This is a genomic window from Cutibacterium sp. LaCa_255, assembly GCF_057458005.1.
On record NZ_CP190956.1, the window covers coordinates 2,492,167 to 2,508,221 of the forward strand.

The 16,055-nt window shown below is 63.9% G+C and carries 17 protein-coding genes; 16 read left to right on the plus strand and 1 reads right to left on the minus strand.

What is annotated here, in order from left to right; translation table 11 throughout:
* The first annotated feature begins 203 nt into the window (after nt 1-203).
* The 6 genes from ACP8ML_RS11360 to ACP8ML_RS11385 all read left to right on the plus strand — a co-directional run bounded on the left by ACP8ML_RS11360 (nt 204) and on the right by ACP8ML_RS11385 (nt 7,424).
* Entirely contained in the window at nt 204-1,871 is a 1,668-nt protein-coding gene (locus tag ACP8ML_RS11360; RefSeq protein WP_117189475.1) for a peptide ABC transporter substrate-binding protein, read from the plus strand.
* Between the two features lie 71 nt (nt 1,872-1,942).
* Complete coding sequence (locus ACP8ML_RS11365) at nt 1,943-2,866, plus strand: ABC transporter permease (protein ID WP_015581951.1); 924 nt, start codon at nt 1,943-1,945, stop codon at nt 2,864-2,866.
* Nucleotides 2,859-3,842: an ABC transporter permease gene (locus tag ACP8ML_RS11370; protein WP_117189476.1), complete on the plus strand. Its 984-nt coding sequence runs from the start codon at nt 2,859-2,861 to the stop codon at nt 3,840-3,842. The genes ACP8ML_RS11365 and ACP8ML_RS11370 overlap by 8 nt, the downstream gene beginning before the upstream one ends.
* A gap of 45 nt (nt 3,843-3,887) precedes the next feature.
* The gene (locus tag ACP8ML_RS11375) at nt 3,888-4,889 is read left to right on the plus strand and encodes an ABC transporter ATP-binding protein (protein ID WP_486703074.1); all 1,002 of its coding nucleotides are present in this window, start codon (nt 3,888-3,890) and stop codon (nt 4,887-4,889) included.
* Nucleotides 4,879-5,958, plus strand: a complete 1,080-nt coding sequence (locus ACP8ML_RS11380) for an ABC transporter ATP-binding protein (protein WP_015581948.1) — start codon at nt 4,879-4,881, stop codon at nt 5,956-5,958. Before ACP8ML_RS11375 ends, ACP8ML_RS11380 begins: the two co-directional genes overlap by 11 nt.
* A 701-nt stretch (nt 5,959-6,659) precedes the next feature.
* Nucleotides 6,660-7,424: a YaaA family protein gene (locus ACP8ML_RS11385; RefSeq protein ID WP_065673192.1), complete on the plus strand. Its 765-nt coding sequence runs from the start codon at nt 6,660-6,662 to the stop codon at nt 7,422-7,424.
* A gap of 266 nt (nt 7,425-7,690) precedes the next feature.
* Here the strand turns inward: ACP8ML_RS11385 and ACP8ML_RS11390 are convergent, their stop codons facing one another.
* Complete coding sequence (locus ACP8ML_RS11390; protein ID WP_004809653.1) at nt 7,691-7,936, minus strand: type B 50S ribosomal protein L31; 246 nt, start codon at nt 7,934-7,936, stop codon at nt 7,691-7,693.
* Between the two features lie 109 nt (nt 7,937-8,045).
* Here ACP8ML_RS11390 and rpmB point away from each other — a divergent pair, with 109 nt between their 5' ends.
* The 10 genes from rpmB (at nt 8,046) to hutI (ending at nt 15,942) form a co-directional block, all read left to right on the plus strand.
* On the plus strand, nt 8,046-8,282 hold the full coding sequence (gene rpmB, locus ACP8ML_RS11395) for a 50S ribosomal protein L28 (RefSeq protein ID WP_016666379.1): 237 nt from the start codon (nt 8,046-8,048) through the stop codon (nt 8,280-8,282).
* Nucleotides 8,282-8,452: a 50S ribosomal protein L33 gene (rpmG, locus tag ACP8ML_RS11400; RefSeq protein ID WP_486702938.1), complete on the plus strand. Its 171-nt coding sequence runs from the start codon at nt 8,282-8,284 to the stop codon at nt 8,450-8,452. The genes rpmB and rpmG overlap by 1 nt, the downstream gene beginning before the upstream one ends.
* Complete coding sequence (gene rpsN, locus ACP8ML_RS11405) at nt 8,452-8,757, plus strand: 30S ribosomal protein S14 (protein ID WP_221268452.1); 306 nt, start codon at nt 8,452-8,454, stop codon at nt 8,755-8,757. Before rpmG ends, rpsN begins: the two co-directional genes overlap by 1 nt.
* Before the next feature lie 4 nt (nt 8,758-8,761).
* Nucleotides 8,762-8,932 (plus strand): 50S ribosomal protein L32, encoded by a 171-nt coding sequence (gene rpmF / locus ACP8ML_RS11410; RefSeq protein WP_004809656.1) that lies wholly within the window; start codon nt 8,762-8,764, stop codon nt 8,930-8,932.
* 82 nt (nt 8,933-9,014) lie between these two features.
* Complete coding sequence (locus ACP8ML_RS11415) at nt 9,015-9,380, plus strand: FKBP-type peptidyl-prolyl cis-trans isomerase (RefSeq protein ID WP_486702939.1); 366 nt, start codon at nt 9,015-9,017, stop codon at nt 9,378-9,380.
* 27 nt (nt 9,381-9,407) lie between these two features.
* Nucleotides 9,408-10,022 (plus strand): nucleoside/nucleotide kinase family protein, encoded by a 615-nt coding sequence (locus ACP8ML_RS11420; protein ID WP_486702940.1) that lies wholly within the window; start codon nt 9,408-9,410, stop codon nt 10,020-10,022.
* A 187-nt stretch (nt 10,023-10,209) separates the two neighbouring features.
* Entirely contained in the window at nt 10,210-12,216 is a 2,007-nt protein-coding gene (gene hutU, locus ACP8ML_RS11425; RefSeq protein ID WP_004809659.1) for a urocanate hydratase, read from the plus strand.
* A complete protein-coding gene (locus ACP8ML_RS11430) occupies nt 12,216-13,418 on the plus strand; it encodes an allantoate amidohydrolase (RefSeq protein ID WP_004809660.1) in 1,203 nt (400 codons plus the stop codon). The genes hutU and ACP8ML_RS11430 overlap by 1 nt, the downstream gene beginning before the upstream one ends.
* Entirely contained in the window at nt 13,415-14,755 is a 1,341-nt protein-coding gene (locus ACP8ML_RS11435) for a formimidoylglutamate deiminase (protein WP_486702941.1), read from the plus strand. The genes ACP8ML_RS11430 and ACP8ML_RS11435 overlap by 4 nt, the downstream gene beginning before the upstream one ends.
* Complete coding sequence (hutI, locus tag ACP8ML_RS11440) at nt 14,752-15,942, plus strand: imidazolonepropionase (RefSeq protein WP_065673198.1); 1,191 nt, start codon at nt 14,752-14,754, stop codon at nt 15,940-15,942. The genes ACP8ML_RS11435 and hutI overlap by 4 nt, the downstream gene beginning before the upstream one ends.
* Nucleotides 15,943-16,055: the final 113 nt, after the last annotated feature.

Sequence of the window (16,055 nt, forward strand, 5' to 3'; positions counted from 1 at the left end):
GACAGCGGTCCATAGGCCCCACTCTCGCCGCAGCGTGAGACTCGCGTCCACTTATGAGGACGACTCTGCCTATGTTTCAATTTGGTCACGATGTCGTCTCACCGTCATGAGACGAGCGCTGAATGGGTCTCACGGGTGGCATGGTGTCCCGAACAACCTGGGATCGTCGGGTAACCGCCGACGAGACGTGAGAAGGAGGCACCATGCGTCGAATGAGCCCACTCATTGCGCTGTCCCTCGCAGGCTTGATGGCATTGTCAGCTTGTGGCGAGGACGTTGCGGCCAAGGATGACTCGGCCGCTGGTTCGTCGGCGACGGGAGGCAGCAACAACAGCGCCCCCGCCAAGGATGGGGGTTCGATCACCGTTCGCGGCTGCACCCCGCAGAATCCGCTCATTCCGTCCAACACCAACGAGACCTGCGGCGGAAACGTCCTCGACGCCGTCACCGCTCGTCTCATCCACTACAACTCCGACACCGCCAAGCCGGAGATGGACATCGCCGAGTCCATCGAGACCAAGGACAACCAGAACTTCACCGTCAAGATCAAGCCTGGATACAAGTTCTCCGACGGCACCGAGGTCAAGGCCAAGAACTTCGTCGACGGCTGGAACTGGGCTGCCTACGGCCCGAACGCCCAGCAGTCCGGCTACTTCTTCGAGCCGATCGAGGGCTACGCCGACGAGCAGTGTGACGATGAAGCCTGCAAGACCAAGCCGAAGTCCACGACGATGAGCGGCCTCAAGGTCGTCGACGACCACACCTTCACCATCAAGACCACCGAGAAGGTCTCGAACCTCGAGGTGCGTCTGGGCTACACCGCCTTCGCCCCGCTGCCGGATGCCTTCCTCAAAGATCCGACCGCCAAGAAGTGGGAGAAGATGCCGATCAGCGCCGGACCGTACAAGGTCACTGAGAACACGGCCACGGCCATCACCGTCTCGAAGAACGACCACTACGCCGGCAAGTACAAGGGCCACGTCGACAAGGTCACCTTCAAGATCTACAACGACGCTAGCCCGGCCTACAACGACACCGTCGCCAACCACCTCGACGTCAACGACCTCATCCCGACCGACCAGCTCACCAACGACCAGTGGAAGAACGACCTGGCCAACCGTTGGGGCATCCGTCAGTCCGGTGTCACCCAAACCCTGACCTACTCCGGCAAGGACAAGCAGCTGGCCGACAACAAGGACCTCGTCAAGGCCCTTGCCATGGACATCGACCGCGAAACGATCACCAAGCAGATTTTCGCCAGCTCCCGCACCCCCGCCGACGGCTGGGTCTCCCCCGTGGTCGATGGGTACAAGAAGGACCAGTGCGGCGAGATGTGCAAGTACGACAAAGACAAGGCTCTCGAACTCTACAAGAAGTCCGGCGGGTACAAGGGCGTGCTGACCATTGCGGTCAACGGTGACGGCGACCACAAGGCCTGGTCGCAAGCCATCTGCAACGGATGGAAGAACGACCTCGGTCTGAAGTGCCAGCTCAAGGTCACCCCGGATTTCAAGACCCTGCGCGACATGGTCAACAAGCGGTCCGTCGACGGCTTCTTCCGTACCGGATGGCAGATGGACTACCCGTCCATCGAGAACTTCCTGACGCCGATGTACGCCACCGGCGCCTCCAGCAACGACAACGACTACTCGAACAAGGCCTTCGACGCCAAGCTCAAGGAAGCCGCTGCCGCTACGGACTCCCGGCAGGCCAACAAGCTCTACCAGGAGGCCGAGAAGATGCTGGCGGACACCCCGCCGACCGTCCCGCTGTGGACGACCTCGATCCCGTTCGCGTGGTCGGACAAGGTCGCCAACGTCAAGCTCACTCCGTTCGGCTCGATTGACCTTCAGTCGGTCAGCGTGAAGTGATCCATCCCTGATGACGCATCCGTCGGTCCGCTGAAGTTGCCCAGCGGACCGACGGTGTCGTGAGGAACACCATGTTCAGATATATCGTCAGACGCACACTTCAGATGATCCCGGTGCTCATCGGGACGACGTTCATCATCTTCTGTCTGGTCTTCGCCTTGCCGGGCGACCCGACGGCCGGTCGATGTGGTGAACGTCCTTGTCCGCCCGCCTATGTCGCGGCCTTCCGAGCCGAGTACAACCTCGACAAGCCACTCCTCGTCCAGTACGGCCTGTACTTGTCGAAGCTGTTGCACGGCGATCTCGGCGTTGACTACTACGGCAACACCGTCGTCTCCGAGCTCGGTGCTCGCTACCCCGTGACGATCAAGCTGGCTCTCATCGCCGTGCTCATCGAGATCATCGTCGGCATCCTGGCCGGTGTATGGGCCGGTGTGCGACGCGGCAAGTTCGTCGACTACTTCGTCCTCGTGTCCTCCCTGATCGTCATCTCCATCCCGATCTTCGTCATCGGTTCGCTGGCCCAGCTCATCTTTGGCCTGCGACTCGGGTGGTTCCCGGTGACGGCCGGCGACGGATCGTGGGGTGAGCTCATCTTGCCGGGCCTGGTGCTGGGAGCGTTGTCGGTGGCCTATGTGGCGCGTCTGACGAGGTCGAACCTGCTGGAGAATCAGCGAGCCGACTACGTGCGCACCGCCAAGGCCAAGGGCATGTCGCCGGGCCGCATCGTCAACGTGCACACCTTGCGCAACTCACTCATCCCCGTCATCACGTTCATCGGATACGACTTCGGCGCCCTCATGGGTGGTGCGATCGTCACCGAGCGGATCTTCAACATCAATGGAATCGGCAACTATGTGTATCGATCGATCAACCAGCGCGACGGCGTCTCGGTGGTCGGGTCGGTGACCTGCCTGGTGTTGGTGTATTTGTTCGCAAACCTCCTCGTCGACCTGCTGTACGGGGTGCTCGACCCGAGGATCAGCCATGACTGAACCACGCACGAACCTTCCCGATTCCCCGCTGGAGGCCGGCGGCCCAGAGGCCCTGGCCGAGCCGATTGCCGCCCCCCGCGAGAACGACGTCCTCGGCAACTCCAAGCCACGCTCGGTGTGGAATGACGCCTGGGACTCCCTCAAGAGCAATCCGCTGTTCTGGATCTCGGTGACCCTCATCGTCATCTTCTTGTTGATGGCGGCCGTGCCGGCAATCTTCACCTCGAAGAATCCCACCGACTGCAACTTGTCAGCCGCTCGTCACATCCCCTCCGGTGTGCACTGGTTCGGCACTGACATCCAGGGGTGTGACGTCTACGCCCGGACCGTCTACGGAGCCAGATCGTCGATCCTCGTCGGCGTGCTCGCCACCTTGGGGACGACCCTCCTTGGTGCCTTCATCGGCTTGATCGCCGGGTTCCGGGGCGGCTGGCTCGACACTCTGCTGAGCCGGACTGGTGACGTCTTCTACGCCATCCCACTGTTGCTCGGCGGCATCATCATTCTGTACACCTTCCCCAATGAGCCGGGCACTCCGTATCTCGTCATGGTGCTCAAAGTGGTGGGAGCCATCGTGATCCTGGGTTGGCCGTCGTTGGCTCGACTCATGAGGTCGTCGGTCTTGCAGGTTCTGCCCCACGATTACATCCAGGCCGCTCGGGCGTTGGGCGCCTCGTCGTGGCGGATCATCCGTCAGCACATCCTGCCCAATGCCATTGCCCCGGTCATCGTGGTGGCCACCATCAACCTGGGCGCCTACATCGCCATCGAGGCGACGCTGAGCTATCTGGGCATCGGTCTGCAGGAACCGGCCATCTCGTGGGGTGTGTCGATTTCCGACGCCTCGGGTCTGGGCTACGTCCGATCGGCGCCCTTCATGCTGCTGTTCCCGTCGCTGTTCCTGTCTCTGGCGGTGCTGGCATTCATCTTCCTCGGCGAGGCGGCACAGGACGCCTTCGACCCCAAACAGCACTGAGGTTTCGACATGGCACGAAAGGCACTCACCAGCGCCCGTCTTCACCTGGAGCCGGTCGACGGGCTGCTTCTCAACGTCGACGACTTACACGTGGAGTTCCGCACCCGAGACGGTGTCGCCAAGGCCATCAACGGCACGAGCTTCACCCTGTCCGAACGGGAAACCCTCGCGATTCTCGGCGAGTCCGGGTCGGGCAAGTCCGTGACGGCCCAGGCGATCATGGGAATCCTCGACTCCCCTCCGGCCAAGATCACCGGCGGAAAGATCGAGTACTGCGGGGTTGACCTGCTGACGATGCCCGAAAAGAAGCGTCGTCAGATCCGCGGCGAGCACATCTCGATGATCTTCCAGGACGCCTTGTCGTCACTGAATCCGGTTTTCCCGGTCGGGTGGCAGATCGCCGAGATGTTCCGTATTCACCGCGGTATGAACCGCTCCGACTCGATGTCCGAGGCCATCCGCCTCATGGAGAGGGTGCACATTCCGGCGGCCAAGGAGCGCGCCGACAACTACCCGCACCAATTCTCCGGCGGTATGCGTCAGCGCATCATGATCGCGATGGCCATCGCGCTCAACCCGTGGGTGCTCATCGCCGATGAACCGACGACTGCCCTCGACGTCACCGTCCAGGCACAAATCATGACCCTGCTCAAGGAGCTCCAGGACGAGTCCGGGATGGGTCTGATCCTCATCACTCACGACCTCGGCGTCGTGGCGGACGTGGCTGACGACATCGCGGTGATGTACTGCGGCCGGTTCGTCGAGCATGCTGACGTCCACCGTCTCTATGACAACCCGGCTCACCCGTACACCGTGGGTTTGCTGGACTCGATTCCGCGTCTGGACCAGAGGGGCAGCGAGTTGTATGCCATCGGCGGCCTGCCGCCATCCCTGACGAATCTGCCGTCGGGGTGTTCCTTCCACCCACGTTGCCGCTGGGCCACCGACGAATGCCGCGCAGGCGGTGCACCGAAGTTCGTCGAGGTCGAGCCCGGACGTTGGGCTGCCTGCCACCACACCGAGGAGGTGCTCCACCGTGACCGCTGAGACGACGACCTCGACCAGCGCAACCGCTGCGACGAGGCCAGAACCCATCCTGTCAGTTCGCGACCTCACCAAGCATTACCCGCTGAAGTCCGGGGTGGTGCGTCACACCGTCGGCCATGTCAAGGCCGTCGACGGCGTGAGTTTCGATCTCTACCCCGGCGAGACCCTCGGTGTTGTCGGGGAGTCCGGCTGCGGAAAGTCCACCCTGGGGCGGCTGTTGGTGGCCCTCGAGCCACCGACCTCCGGGACGATCACCTTCGAGGGGCGTGACGTCACCCACCTCAGGGGATCGGAGATGCGCAAGCTGCGCCGTGACATCCAGATCGTCTTCCAGGATCCGTACACCTCGTTGGATCCGCGTATGACGGTCGGAGACATCGTCAGCGAGCCCTTCCGCATCCACCCTGACGCCGTTCCGCGCGGCAAGAGGACCGAGAGGGTCAAGGAACTGCTGGACCTCGTCGGCCTCAACCCCGAGCACATCAACCGCTATCCGCACGAGTTCTCCGGGGGCCAGCGTCAACGCATCGGTATTGCCCGCGGCATCGCGCTGCAGCCCAAGGTACTGGTGTGTGACGAGCCAGTGTCGGCTCTGGACGTCTCGGTGCAGGCCCAGGTCGTCAACCTGTTGCAGAAGCTGCAGCGGGAGTTGGGAATGGCCTACATCTTCATCGCCCACGACCTGTCGGTGGTGCGTCACATCTCCGACCGGGTGGCCGTGATGTACCTCGGGCGGATCATGGAGATGGGTGACGAGGAGCAGATTTACGAGCGCTCCACCCATCCGTATACCCAGGCCTTGCTGTCGGCAGTTCCGGTACCCGACCCGTCCTTGCGCGGGCAGCGGCATCAGATCCTGTTGCACGGAGATGTGCCCTCCCCCGCCAATCCGCCGACCGGCTGCCGCTTCCACACGCGGTGCTGGCGGGCTCAGCCGCTGTGTTCGGAGAAAGAGACCTCCTTGAACATGCACGCCGATGGACAAGGGGAGCATGCCTGCCGATGCCATTTCGCGGAGATCTTCGAGAAGGCCTCGGACGACGTCAAACCCGGTGACCTGACCGCCTAGTTGTCCGTTGACTGGGTCAGCCATCCGGGCTACGACACGCAGTTGCCAAGAACTGCCTGAACGTGGCGATGTCCTCGTCGCCATGGGCTTTTCCTGGCGGCCGGAGGACGCCTGCCGCAGAGACGGGGACGGGTAGCGCGCCGCTATCTGCCAGGTGCGCCTGTTCGGTACAGCTGCGCCGGTTTTATGCAGTTGCGCCACCTCTGCCCAGCTGCGCCCGCATATGCCGCCTGCGCCTCAGCCCGCCGTGGCATCCATGCCGCCAGCCGTCTGCGAGTTGCCCTCCGTCCCCCGCGCCACCCCTACGTCGTCTACCTGCGCCATAAGTGTGCAGTTGCGCCGCGCATACACGGCGCAACTGCACAAAACAGGCGCAACTGGCCTTCAGAGGCCGGGGGAACGACGATGACGGCGCCATTTTCTGGCGCAACTGCACGTACATGGCGCAGCTGGACGGCGGCTTTGGGGCGCAGGTGCTCAGGGATGGCGCAGCTGGGCAGAGGTGGCGCAACTAGCAGCGCCGGCTCACCCCACGACGCCCCGCGACACCCCGAGACGCCTCGGAACGCCGAGAATCCCCCAAAAAGTCCAGCGAGATCTGCCACGCCCTGGCCCCCGAAACCCAACGGCACCGCCGACGCCAATTCCTTGACAGAGTTCGTCGACGCCTCGGGATATCGCCGCCCGGCTAGGCTGTCCGGGTGCTGACCCTCATCTCCCCCGCCAAGTCGCTGGACCTCGAGAGCCCCACCCCAAGGAACCAGCCCACCGAGCCTCGCCTGCTCGACGAGACCGCCAAGCTCGCCGAGATCATGTCCGGCAAATCGGTTGCTGACCTGCGCAAACTCATGGGGGTCTCCGAAGAAATCGCCACCCTCAACGTCGAGCGCTACCGCGACTTCCAGCCGGGCACCCCCGAGACCGCGCGTCCCGCCGGCGTCACCTTCGACGGGGCCGTCTACCGAGGCATGGACCCGCAGTCCTTCGACACCCGCGACTGGACCGAGGCCCAGAAGTCACTACGCATCCTGTCCGGTCTCTATGGCGTCCTCCGTCCCCTCGACCGCATCCAGCCCTACCGCCTCGAGATGGGCACCGCCCTGCGTACCCACCGCGGCAACACCTTGGTGAGTTGGTGGGGAGACCAGCTCCGTGATCTCGTCTCCGCCGACCTCCAGGAGTCCCCCGGCCCGAAGGTCATCGTCAATCTGGCCTCGGCCGAGTATTTCCAGGCCGTCGCGGGGATCGACGCGAAGATCATCTCCCCGCGCTTCGAGTCCCGGGACCGTCAAGGACGTTGGAAGGTTATCTCCTTCACCGCCAAGACGGCCCGCGGCCTCATGGCCGGATGGATAATCCATAACCGTGTGCGCACGGTCAAGGCACTCACTGACTTCCATGAAGGCTGGGAGTACTGCGACGAGGTGTCCTCCTCAGACATCCCCGTCTTCCGCAAGTTCGACTGATCCTGGATCCTGGCAGCCTGATCCACCAACCTGCTGACAACGCGCGGCACCCGCCACCCCGAAGATCACCAGGGTGACGGGTGCCGCGTTCAGGGACCGGACGGATGCCAGGGATCAGTCGGCACATCGATCAGCAACGGCACACTCTTCACTGCCGATCGGGTCCAGGTCGACCTGCGTCATCAGCGAGTCAATGAATCACCCCCAGTTCCAACTCGTTGTTCGTCGTTCATTCCGGGATACGCATTGTGCGCGACCCCGCGGTCTCACTTCTTGCCGTAGCGGCGATTGAACTTCTCGACGCGCCCAGCGGTGTCGACGATCTTGGCCTTGCCTGTGTAGAAGGGATGACTGGCCGACGTGATGTCGACGTCGATGACCGGGTAGGTGTTCCCGTCCTCCCACTCAATCTCCTTGGAACTGGTGGCGGTGGACCTCGTCAAAAAGGTCATGTTCGCCGAGATGTCCCTGAAGACCACGGGGTGGTAGTCGGGGTGGATGCCTTGTTTCATCGGTTTCCTTCCGGCCTTGGCGCGTGCCTGTCCAAACGACGAGTTCGCATCTCGTCAGCATCAGTATATGATAATGATTCTCACGTGCAAACGATCACAGGAGATACCCATGTCACGACGCTGCCAGGTCCGCGGCACCAAGCCAGGATTCGGTAACAACGTCTCGCACTCCCAACGCCACACGAAGCGCCGCTGGAATCCCAACATCCAGAAGAAGCGCTACTGGGTGCCGTCGTTGGGCAGAAAAGTCACCCTGACCCTGACCCCGAAGGCGATGAAAGAGATTGATCGCCGTGGCGTCGACGTCGTCATCGCCGAAATGCTCGCTCGAGGAGAGAAGATCTGATGGCCAAGAAGTCCACACAACTACGCCCCATCATCAAGCTGCGGTCGACAGCCGAAACCGGCTACACCTACGTCACCCGCAAGAACCGACGCAACACCCCGGACCGTCTCGTCCTCAAGAAGTTCGACCCCATCGTGCGTCGCCACGTCGAGTTCAAGGAGACCCGCTGATGGCCAAAAAATCCAAGATCGTCGCCCAGAAGAAGCGCGAGAAGTTGGTCGCCCACTACGCGGAACGACGCGCCGAACTCAAGGCCATCATCAAGTCTCCGACCGCCTCATTGGACGAACGCATGGAAGCATCGCGTAAACTGTCTACCCTGCCGCGCGATTCATCCCCCGTGCGGCTGCGTAACCGTGACCAAGTCGACGGACGCCCCCGTGGCTATGTCGGCAAGGCCGGTGTGTCCCGTATCCGTTTCCGTGAGATGGCCCACCGCGGCGAACTCCCCGGAATCACGAAGTCAAGCTGGTGAGACCATGGCAGTACCGAAGCGTAAGAAGTCCCGTTCGACCACGCGTCATAGGCGGGCCCAGTGGAAGACCACGCCAACACAGTTGGTTGAGATCCGCGTTGAGGGCAAGGTCCTGCGGGTCCCCCGAAATCTGGTCAAGGCCTACCACTCTGGGCTGATTGACGCCGAGGACTGAATCCTCGCACCCTGAGCGGTCCAATGTGGCCGCTCAGGTCAGTTGATCACCCGAGAAGCCTTGATCCCGTAGGGTTGTCGTCATGAGCAAGCCCGAAGTGACCCTGCCCGATTCCGCCCCCGACGACCTCACCATCGAGGACATCACGGTCGGCGACGGCCCCGAGGCCTCCGCCGGAAACCTCGTCGAGGTGCATTACGTCGGAGTGGCCCTGAGCAATGGTCGCGAGTTCGATTCCTCGTGGAACCGCGGAGAACCGCTGACCTTCCAGCTGGGACTCGGCCAGGTGATCCCCGGATGGGATGGAGGCGTTCAGGGCATGAAGGTCGGCGGACGACGCAAGCTCGTCATCCCCCACCACCTCGCCTACGGTCCGCAGGGTATTCCCGGCGTGATCGCTGGCGGTGAGACGCTGGTCTTCGTCTGCGACCTCGTCAACATCATCTGAGGGCGTCATTCGACGGCGCCATCTGACGTGACCCCGGATCAAGCAATCGCGCGCGCCCGGGCCCTCGCAGGGTCCGGGCGTCGTTGCATGCTCGGACTCTGTGGCGAACCAGGAGCTGGCAAGACGACCCTGTCCCACCTTCTGAGCGAGGAATTGGGAGAGACATGCGCCGTCGTCCCCATGGACGGGTTCCACCTCGCCCAGGCCGAGATCGAACGACTCGGTCGCGCCGACCACAAGGGAGCTCCCGACACCTTCGACGGGTGGGGATTCCTGTCCTTGGTGCGTCGCCTGGCCACCGCCGACGAACCAGTGGTCTACGCACCGATGTACCAACACGGGTTCGGCGAACCCGTCGCCGGGGAGATCCCAGTGACACGGGAGGTGCCGCTCGTCATCGTTGAGGGGAATTACCTCCTCCTCGACGAGGAGCCGTGGTCTCTGCTGGCGCCGCTGTTCACCCAGACCTGGTACGTCGACGTCGATCCTCAACTACGGATGGAACGACTCGTCCGACGACACGTCGCCGCAGGAAAACCCCCGGAATATGCCCTGACGTGGGCCAATGGCCCTGACGAACGCAATGCTGCGCTCATCCGTACGACGAGGACCCGTGCCGATGATGTCGTCCTGATGAACTGACGACGACGTCTCACCCTGCGCACCACCCGTGGTGATACCGTCGGTATGTCTCCTTGGCGAGACGACCCACGGCGATCACACCGACGCGATTCGCCCCAGCCCTGGCAATTGCGCGTGCTCCCTCGCAGGCGTCATCGCGCCATGGCGACACCACATCCGCATGAGTACGCATCTGGGAGCACCACCGATGTACGACAACAGCAGCACTGCCGCAGCCATGACGATCAAGCTCGACGCCGAGTTCCCACCCGACCCGGTCTTCCGGCCCGGCATACGACGAGCACCCTCACGTGGATTCCACCTCACCCCTGATCAGACCAAGATCGCGCTGCGCAATGCCCTGCGTTACCTTCCCCCGGAACTGCACGAGAAGGCCGCACCCGAGTTCCTCGAGGAACTTCGCACCTTCGGCCGCATCTACGCCTACCGCTGGCGTCCGGCTGGTCACCTCAAGGGCCGTCCGATCGACGAGTACGAGGGCCGCTGCACCGAGGGCAAGGCCTTCCAAGTGCAGATCGACAACAACCTCGACTTCGACGTCGCCCTCTACCCCTACGAGCTCGTCACCTATGGCGAAACCGGCAGCGTCTGCCAGAACTGGCTGCAGTACCGACTCATCAAGAAATACCTCGCCCAGCTCACCGAGGACACCACCTTGGTCGTCATGAGCGGCCACCCGCTTGGACTGTTTCCTTCCCGCCCGGAGTCACCCCGCGTCATCATCACCAATTCCCTCATGGTCGGCCACTTCGACAACCAGAGGGACTGGGAGATCTGTGAGGAGATGGGAGTCGCCAACTACGGCCAGATGACTGCCGGCGGCTGGATGTACATCGGCCCGCAGGGCATCGTCCACGGCACCTTCAACACCATCCTCAACGCCGGGCGCATCCGTCTCGGGATCCCCGCTGACGGTGACCTCTCAGGAGTGCTCTTCGTGTCGTCGGGACTGGGCGGAATGTCCGGGGCCCAACCCAAGGCTGCCGAGATCGCCCACGCCGTCGGAATCATCGCCGAGGTCGACATGTCGCGCATCCAGACCCGTCTCGACCAGGGCTGGGTGGGTCACGTCTCCGAGGATCTCGACGAGGTGTTCGCCCTGGCCAAAAAGCACATCGACGAGCGCACCCCGATCTCGATCGCCTACCACGGCAACATCGTCGATCTGCTGCAGTACGCCGTTGACAACGACATCGACATCCCGCTGCTGTCCGACCAGACCTCCTGCCATGCCGCCTATGACGGCGGCTACTGCCCGCAGGGCCTGACCTTCGAGGAGCGCACCGAGCTGCTGGCCCGTGACCGTGACGAGTACGCCCGCCGCGTCGACAAGACCCTGCGCAAGCATTTCGAACTCATCCGCACCCTCACCGAGCGTGGCACCTACTTCTTCGACTACGGCAATGCCTTCATGGCGACCGTCTTCGAGTCCGGGGTGACCGAGATCGCCAAGGACGGGGACTCCCGAAATGGGTTCATCTGGCCCTCCTACGTCGAGGACATCATGGGACCCGAGCTCTTCGACTACGGTTACGGCCCCTTCCGCTGGGTCTGTCTTTCCGGCAAGCACGAGGACCTCATCGCCACCGACCATGCCGCCATGGACTGCATCGACCCGAATCGCCGCGGCCAGGATCGCGACAACTACATCTGGATCCGGGACGCCGAGGCCAACGACCTCGTCGTCGGCACCCAGGCGCGCATCCTCTACCAGGACGCCAAGGGCCGTAGGGACATCGCGTTGCGATTCAACGAGATGGTGCGCAACGGCGAGATCGGACCGGTCATGCTCGGGCGGGATCACCATGACGTCTCGGGCACCGACTCCCCCTTCCGCGAGACCGCGAACATCAAGGACGGGTCCAACGTCATGGCGGACATGGCCACCCAGTGCTTCGCTGGCAATGCCGCTCGCGGCATGAGCCTGGTGACCTTGCACAACGGCGGAGGAACCGGCATCGGCAATGCCATCAACGGCGGGTTCGGGCTGGTCCTGGATGGTTCCGAGCGGGTCGACGCCGTCATCCGCAGCTCCTTGCTGTGGGACGTCATGTGCGGTGTGGCCCGACGCGGCTGGGCCCGCAACGACCACTCCATCGAGACGGCCACCGAGTTCAACCAGGAACACGACGACGCCCAGATCACCCTGCCCTACCTGGTCGATGACGCCCTCATCGACGGATTGGTGAAGTGATGACGACCTGGACAGCGGCAGCCCTGCTCGACGAGATCGCCGGGATCGGACGCAACGAAGACGGGTCCTACTCGCGGTTCTGCTTTCGCCCTGACGAGGTGGCCTTGCGGGAATGGTTCGTCGCGAAGGCCACCGAGTTGGCTCTGACGATCGTCACGGACATGAATGCCAACATCTGGGCTTGGTGGGGAATGCCGGGCCCGGAGGCCGTCCTGACGGGGTCCCACCTGGACTCAGTTCCTGGCGGCGGCGCCTATGACGGGCCGCTCGGCGTCGTCTCCTCCCTCGTGGCCGTGGCGAAGATGAAGGAAGCCGGGGTCGAGCCGTCGAAACCCTTTGCCGTCGTCGCCATGGCTGACGAGGAGGGCGCACGATTCGGCATGCCCTGTCTGGGGTCACGCTTGGCCTCGGGCAAGCTCAGCAAGGACGACGCCCGCAGGCTCGTCGCCCGGGACGGACAGAGTCTGCCGGACGCCTGGCGGGAGGCCGGCCTGGATCCTGATCTCATCGAGCCTGACGATGTCCTGCTCGATGCCTCCTGCTTCATCGAGTTGCACGTCGAGCAAGGGCGCGGGCTGGCTGACCTCGGCCACCCGGTCGCGATTGCCACGGCGGTGCGGCCGCACGGTCGCTGGCGTGCCGAATTCACCGGGCAGGGGAACCATGCCGGGACCACCCTCATCCCCGATCGCCACGACCCCGTCATCCCAGTGGCCGAAACCATTCTGGCGTCCCGCGAGGCCGCTGAGCGGGAGGGCTGCGTGACGACGGTTGGGCGGATCAACGTCGAGCCAGGCGGGACGAATGTCATCGCCTCGACCACGACGATGTGGCTGGACTGCCGAGCCGAGGATCCCGACACCGTCACCAAAGTCGTCGAGGAGATCCAGAAGATCTCAGCAGAGGCTGCTGACAAGCAGGGGTGCCAGGTCGTCTGGGCCCGTGAGTCATGGACCGACCGCACCGCCTTCGACGACGACCTGCGTCATCGGATGCTGCAGGTCCTCGGTGAGGAGACCCCGCAACTGTCGACGGGAGCGGGTCACGACGCTGCCACCTTGGCCGCGACGATGCCCACCGGGATGCTCTTCGTCCGCAATCCCACCGGAGCGTCCCACTGCCCGGCCGAATCAGCCAGCGACGAGGACTGCGAGGCGGGAGCGGAGGCTCTGCGGGCCGTGTTGGAGGAGCTGGTCAAGTGAGTGAGTGGTTCTTCCCGAAGGCTCTCGTCGAGGGGCGGGTTGCGCACAATGTGCGCGTTTCGAGTGATGCCGGCGTCATCACCGAAGTCACGGTTGACGCCCAGCAAGATCGCCACAGCTTCAGCGGCGTCGCTGTCCCGGGATTCGCCAACACGCACTCCCACGTCTTCCACCGCGGGTTGCGAGGAGCCGGGGAGGGTGAGGACTTCTGGTCTTGGCGGACCGAGATGTACCGGCTGGCCAACCGCCTCGACCCGGACTCCTACCACCGCCTGGCACGAGCGGCCTTCGCCGAGATGGTGGCTGCCGGGTACACCAGCGTGGGCGAGTTCCACTATGTCCACCACCGGCCCGACGGCACCCCTTACCCGCACCACGACATGGAGTTGGCCGTTGTCAACGCCGCCGCCGACGCGGGTATCCGGATCACCCTGCTCGACACCTGCTACCTGCACGCCGGACCGGGAGCTCCACTCGGCGAGGACCAGACGAGGTTTAGTGACGGCAGCGTCAAGGGATGGTTGGAGCGCTGGCACGCTCTCACTGATGCCCTGCCGGATTCCCCCTTGGTGACGCCGGGAGCGGCCCTGCACTCGGTGCGAGCCGTCAGTCCTGACGAGATGGCCACAGCTGTCTCGGGCTTGCCGGACCGCGCCCCGATCCACGTCCACGTCTCCGAGCAGCCCCGTGAGAACGAGGAGTGTCTGGCCGCCCACGGGCTGACGCCCACCGCCGTCCTGGAACGTGCTGGAGTGCTCTCCGATCGCACCACCGTCGTCCATGCCACACACCTGAGCGACGACGACATCGCCATGATTGCTCGCACGGACACCATCGTCTCGCTGTGCCCGACCACCGAGGCCGATCTGGGTGACGGCATCGCGCGGGTCAAGGATCTGCTCGACGCCGAGGTGCGTCTGACGATCGGCACCGACGAGGACGTCGTCACCGACCCCTTCGCCGAGTTGCGCCTGCTCGAGTCCACCGCTCGGCTGGCCACCGGGACCCGAGGAGTCATCGGCTGCAACTCCCTGTGGAAGATCGGTTTTCGATACGGGGTGGATAGCCTGCGCCCGGCAGCGGGACCACGCCCGCACCAAGTTTCCACACCCGCTTCCGACCTCGCCGGGCTGAGCGTGGGTGATCCTGCTGACGTCGTCGTCGTCGATCCGTCGTCGGCTCGCCTGGCCGGGGTGGACCCGACACGCTGGCCGCTGGCGGCAACCGCCGAGGACGTCACCGCCACCATCATCGCGGGCGAGTGGATCCGACGCGACGACGCCACCGCCGAGGATCTGCGCCATGTACTGAACGAGCTGAGAGGTCGTGACTCGTGAGCGTCGTCATCAACAACATCGGTCTGCTGGTCACCAACGATCCATCCGTCGGCGGTGATGGCCTCGGACAGATCCGTGACGCAGCCGTCGTCATCGACGGAGATCGAATCGTCTGGGTGGGGCGCTGTGCCGAGGCTCCCGCAGCCGATTACCAGGCCGACATGACGGGAGCCTGCATCATCCCCGGCTTCGTCGATTCCCACAGCCATCCGGTCTTCGCAGGGGATCGTAGTGACGAGTTCGACGCACGGATGAACGGTCAGAAGTACGAGGCCGGCGGAATCCTGCGCACCGTTCGACGCACCCGGGAGGCGTCCGTCGGGCTGCTCGATGCCGTCATGACCGGGATCCTCGACGAGATGGCGCTCGGTGGAACGACGACTGTTGAGGCCAAGACGGGGTACGGGCTCGACATTGAGACGGAGGTCAAGCTGGCGCAAGTGGCCAGTTCTCACACCGACGAGGTGACCTTCCTGGGCGCCCACGTCGTCGGGCCCGAGTACGAGCCGGACGAGTACGTCCGTCTGGTGTGCGGGGAAATGCTGCAAGCCGTACGTCCCTATGTGCGCTGGATAGACGCCTTCTGCGAGACCGGCGCCTTCGACCCCGACCAAACCATGGAGATCCTGCGCGCAGGCAAGGATGCCGGGTTGGGGCTTCGTCTCCATGCCGCTCAGTTGGGGCCCTCTGAGGTCATTCCGCAGGCCTGCGAGCTGGGTCTGGCTTCAGTAGACCACTGCACGTTTTTGAGCGATGAGGACATCGACGCCATGAAGGCCACCGACACTGTGGCTACTCTGCTTCCGGCCGCCGAGTTCAGCACCAAACAGCCCTACCCCGATGCCAGACGACTCCTCGACGCCGGAGTGACGGTGGCGCTGGCCACCGACTGCAATCCGGGCACCGCCTTCACCTCGTCCATGCCGTTCTGCCTTGCCATCGCGGTGCGGGAGATGGGCATGACGCCGGAGCAGGCCCTCTGGTCGGCGACGGCGGGAGGCGCAGCCGCCCTTCACCGTGACGACGTCGGCGTCATCAAGCCGGGAGCCCGTGCGGATCTGGTGGGTTTGGCGGCCCCGTCGTGGCTGCACCTCATGTACCGCCCAGGAGTCCCTCTCATCGACAAGGTTTGCCGGAGCGGACGACTGCTCACGTTGACCCAACCACGGCTGAGACTCGACGGTTGACCGGCACGACCACCGTCGCCCCTGACCCCATTCGTGCTCAACACGAGGTCAGCCATGGCGACTGCCCAGAAGACATACCCGAATACACGCGATCGCCACGACACCGTGGCACT

Bases quoted from the DNA above. Each gene is read 5' to 3' on its own strand.
- rpmG (WP_486702938.1), top strand. From the start codon at position 8,282: ATGGCCAAGAAGTCCACACAACTACGCCCCATCATCAAGCTGCGGTCG.
- rpsN (WP_221268452.1), top strand. From the start codon at position 8,452: ATGGCCAAAAAATCCAAGATCGTCGCCCAGAAGAAGCGCGAGAAGTTG.
- ACP8ML_RS11365 (WP_015581951.1), top strand. From the start codon at position 1,943: ATGTTCAGATATATCGTCAGACGCACACTTCAGATGATCCCGGTGCTC.
- ACP8ML_RS11415 (WP_486702939.1), top strand. From the start codon at position 9,015: ATGAGCAAGCCCGAAGTGACCCTGCCCGATTCCGCCCCCGACGACCTC.
- hutU (WP_004809659.1), top strand. From the start codon at position 10,210: ATGTACGACAACAGCAGCACTGCCGCAGCCATGACGATCAAGCTCGAC.
- rpmF (WP_004809656.1), top strand. From the start codon at position 8,762: ATGGCAGTACCGAAGCGTAAGAAGTCCCGTTCGACCACGCGTCATAGG.
- ACP8ML_RS11370 (WP_117189476.1), top strand. From the start codon at position 2,859: ATGACTGAACCACGCACGAACCTTCCCGATTCCCCGCTGGAGGCCGGC.
- ACP8ML_RS11390 (WP_004809653.1), bottom strand. From the start codon at position 7,936: ATGAAACAAGGCATCCACCCCGACTACCACCCCGTGGTCTTCAGGGAC.
- ACP8ML_RS11430 (WP_004809660.1), top strand. From the start codon at position 12,216: ATGACGACCTGGACAGCGGCAGCCCTGCTCGACGAGATCGCCGGGATC.
- ACP8ML_RS11360 (WP_117189475.1), top strand. From the start codon at position 204: ATGCGTCGAATGAGCCCACTCATTGCGCTGTCCCTCGCAGGCTTGATG.
- rpmB (WP_016666379.1), top strand. From the start codon at position 8,046: ATGTCACGACGCTGCCAGGTCCGCGGCACCAAGCCAGGATTCGGTAAC.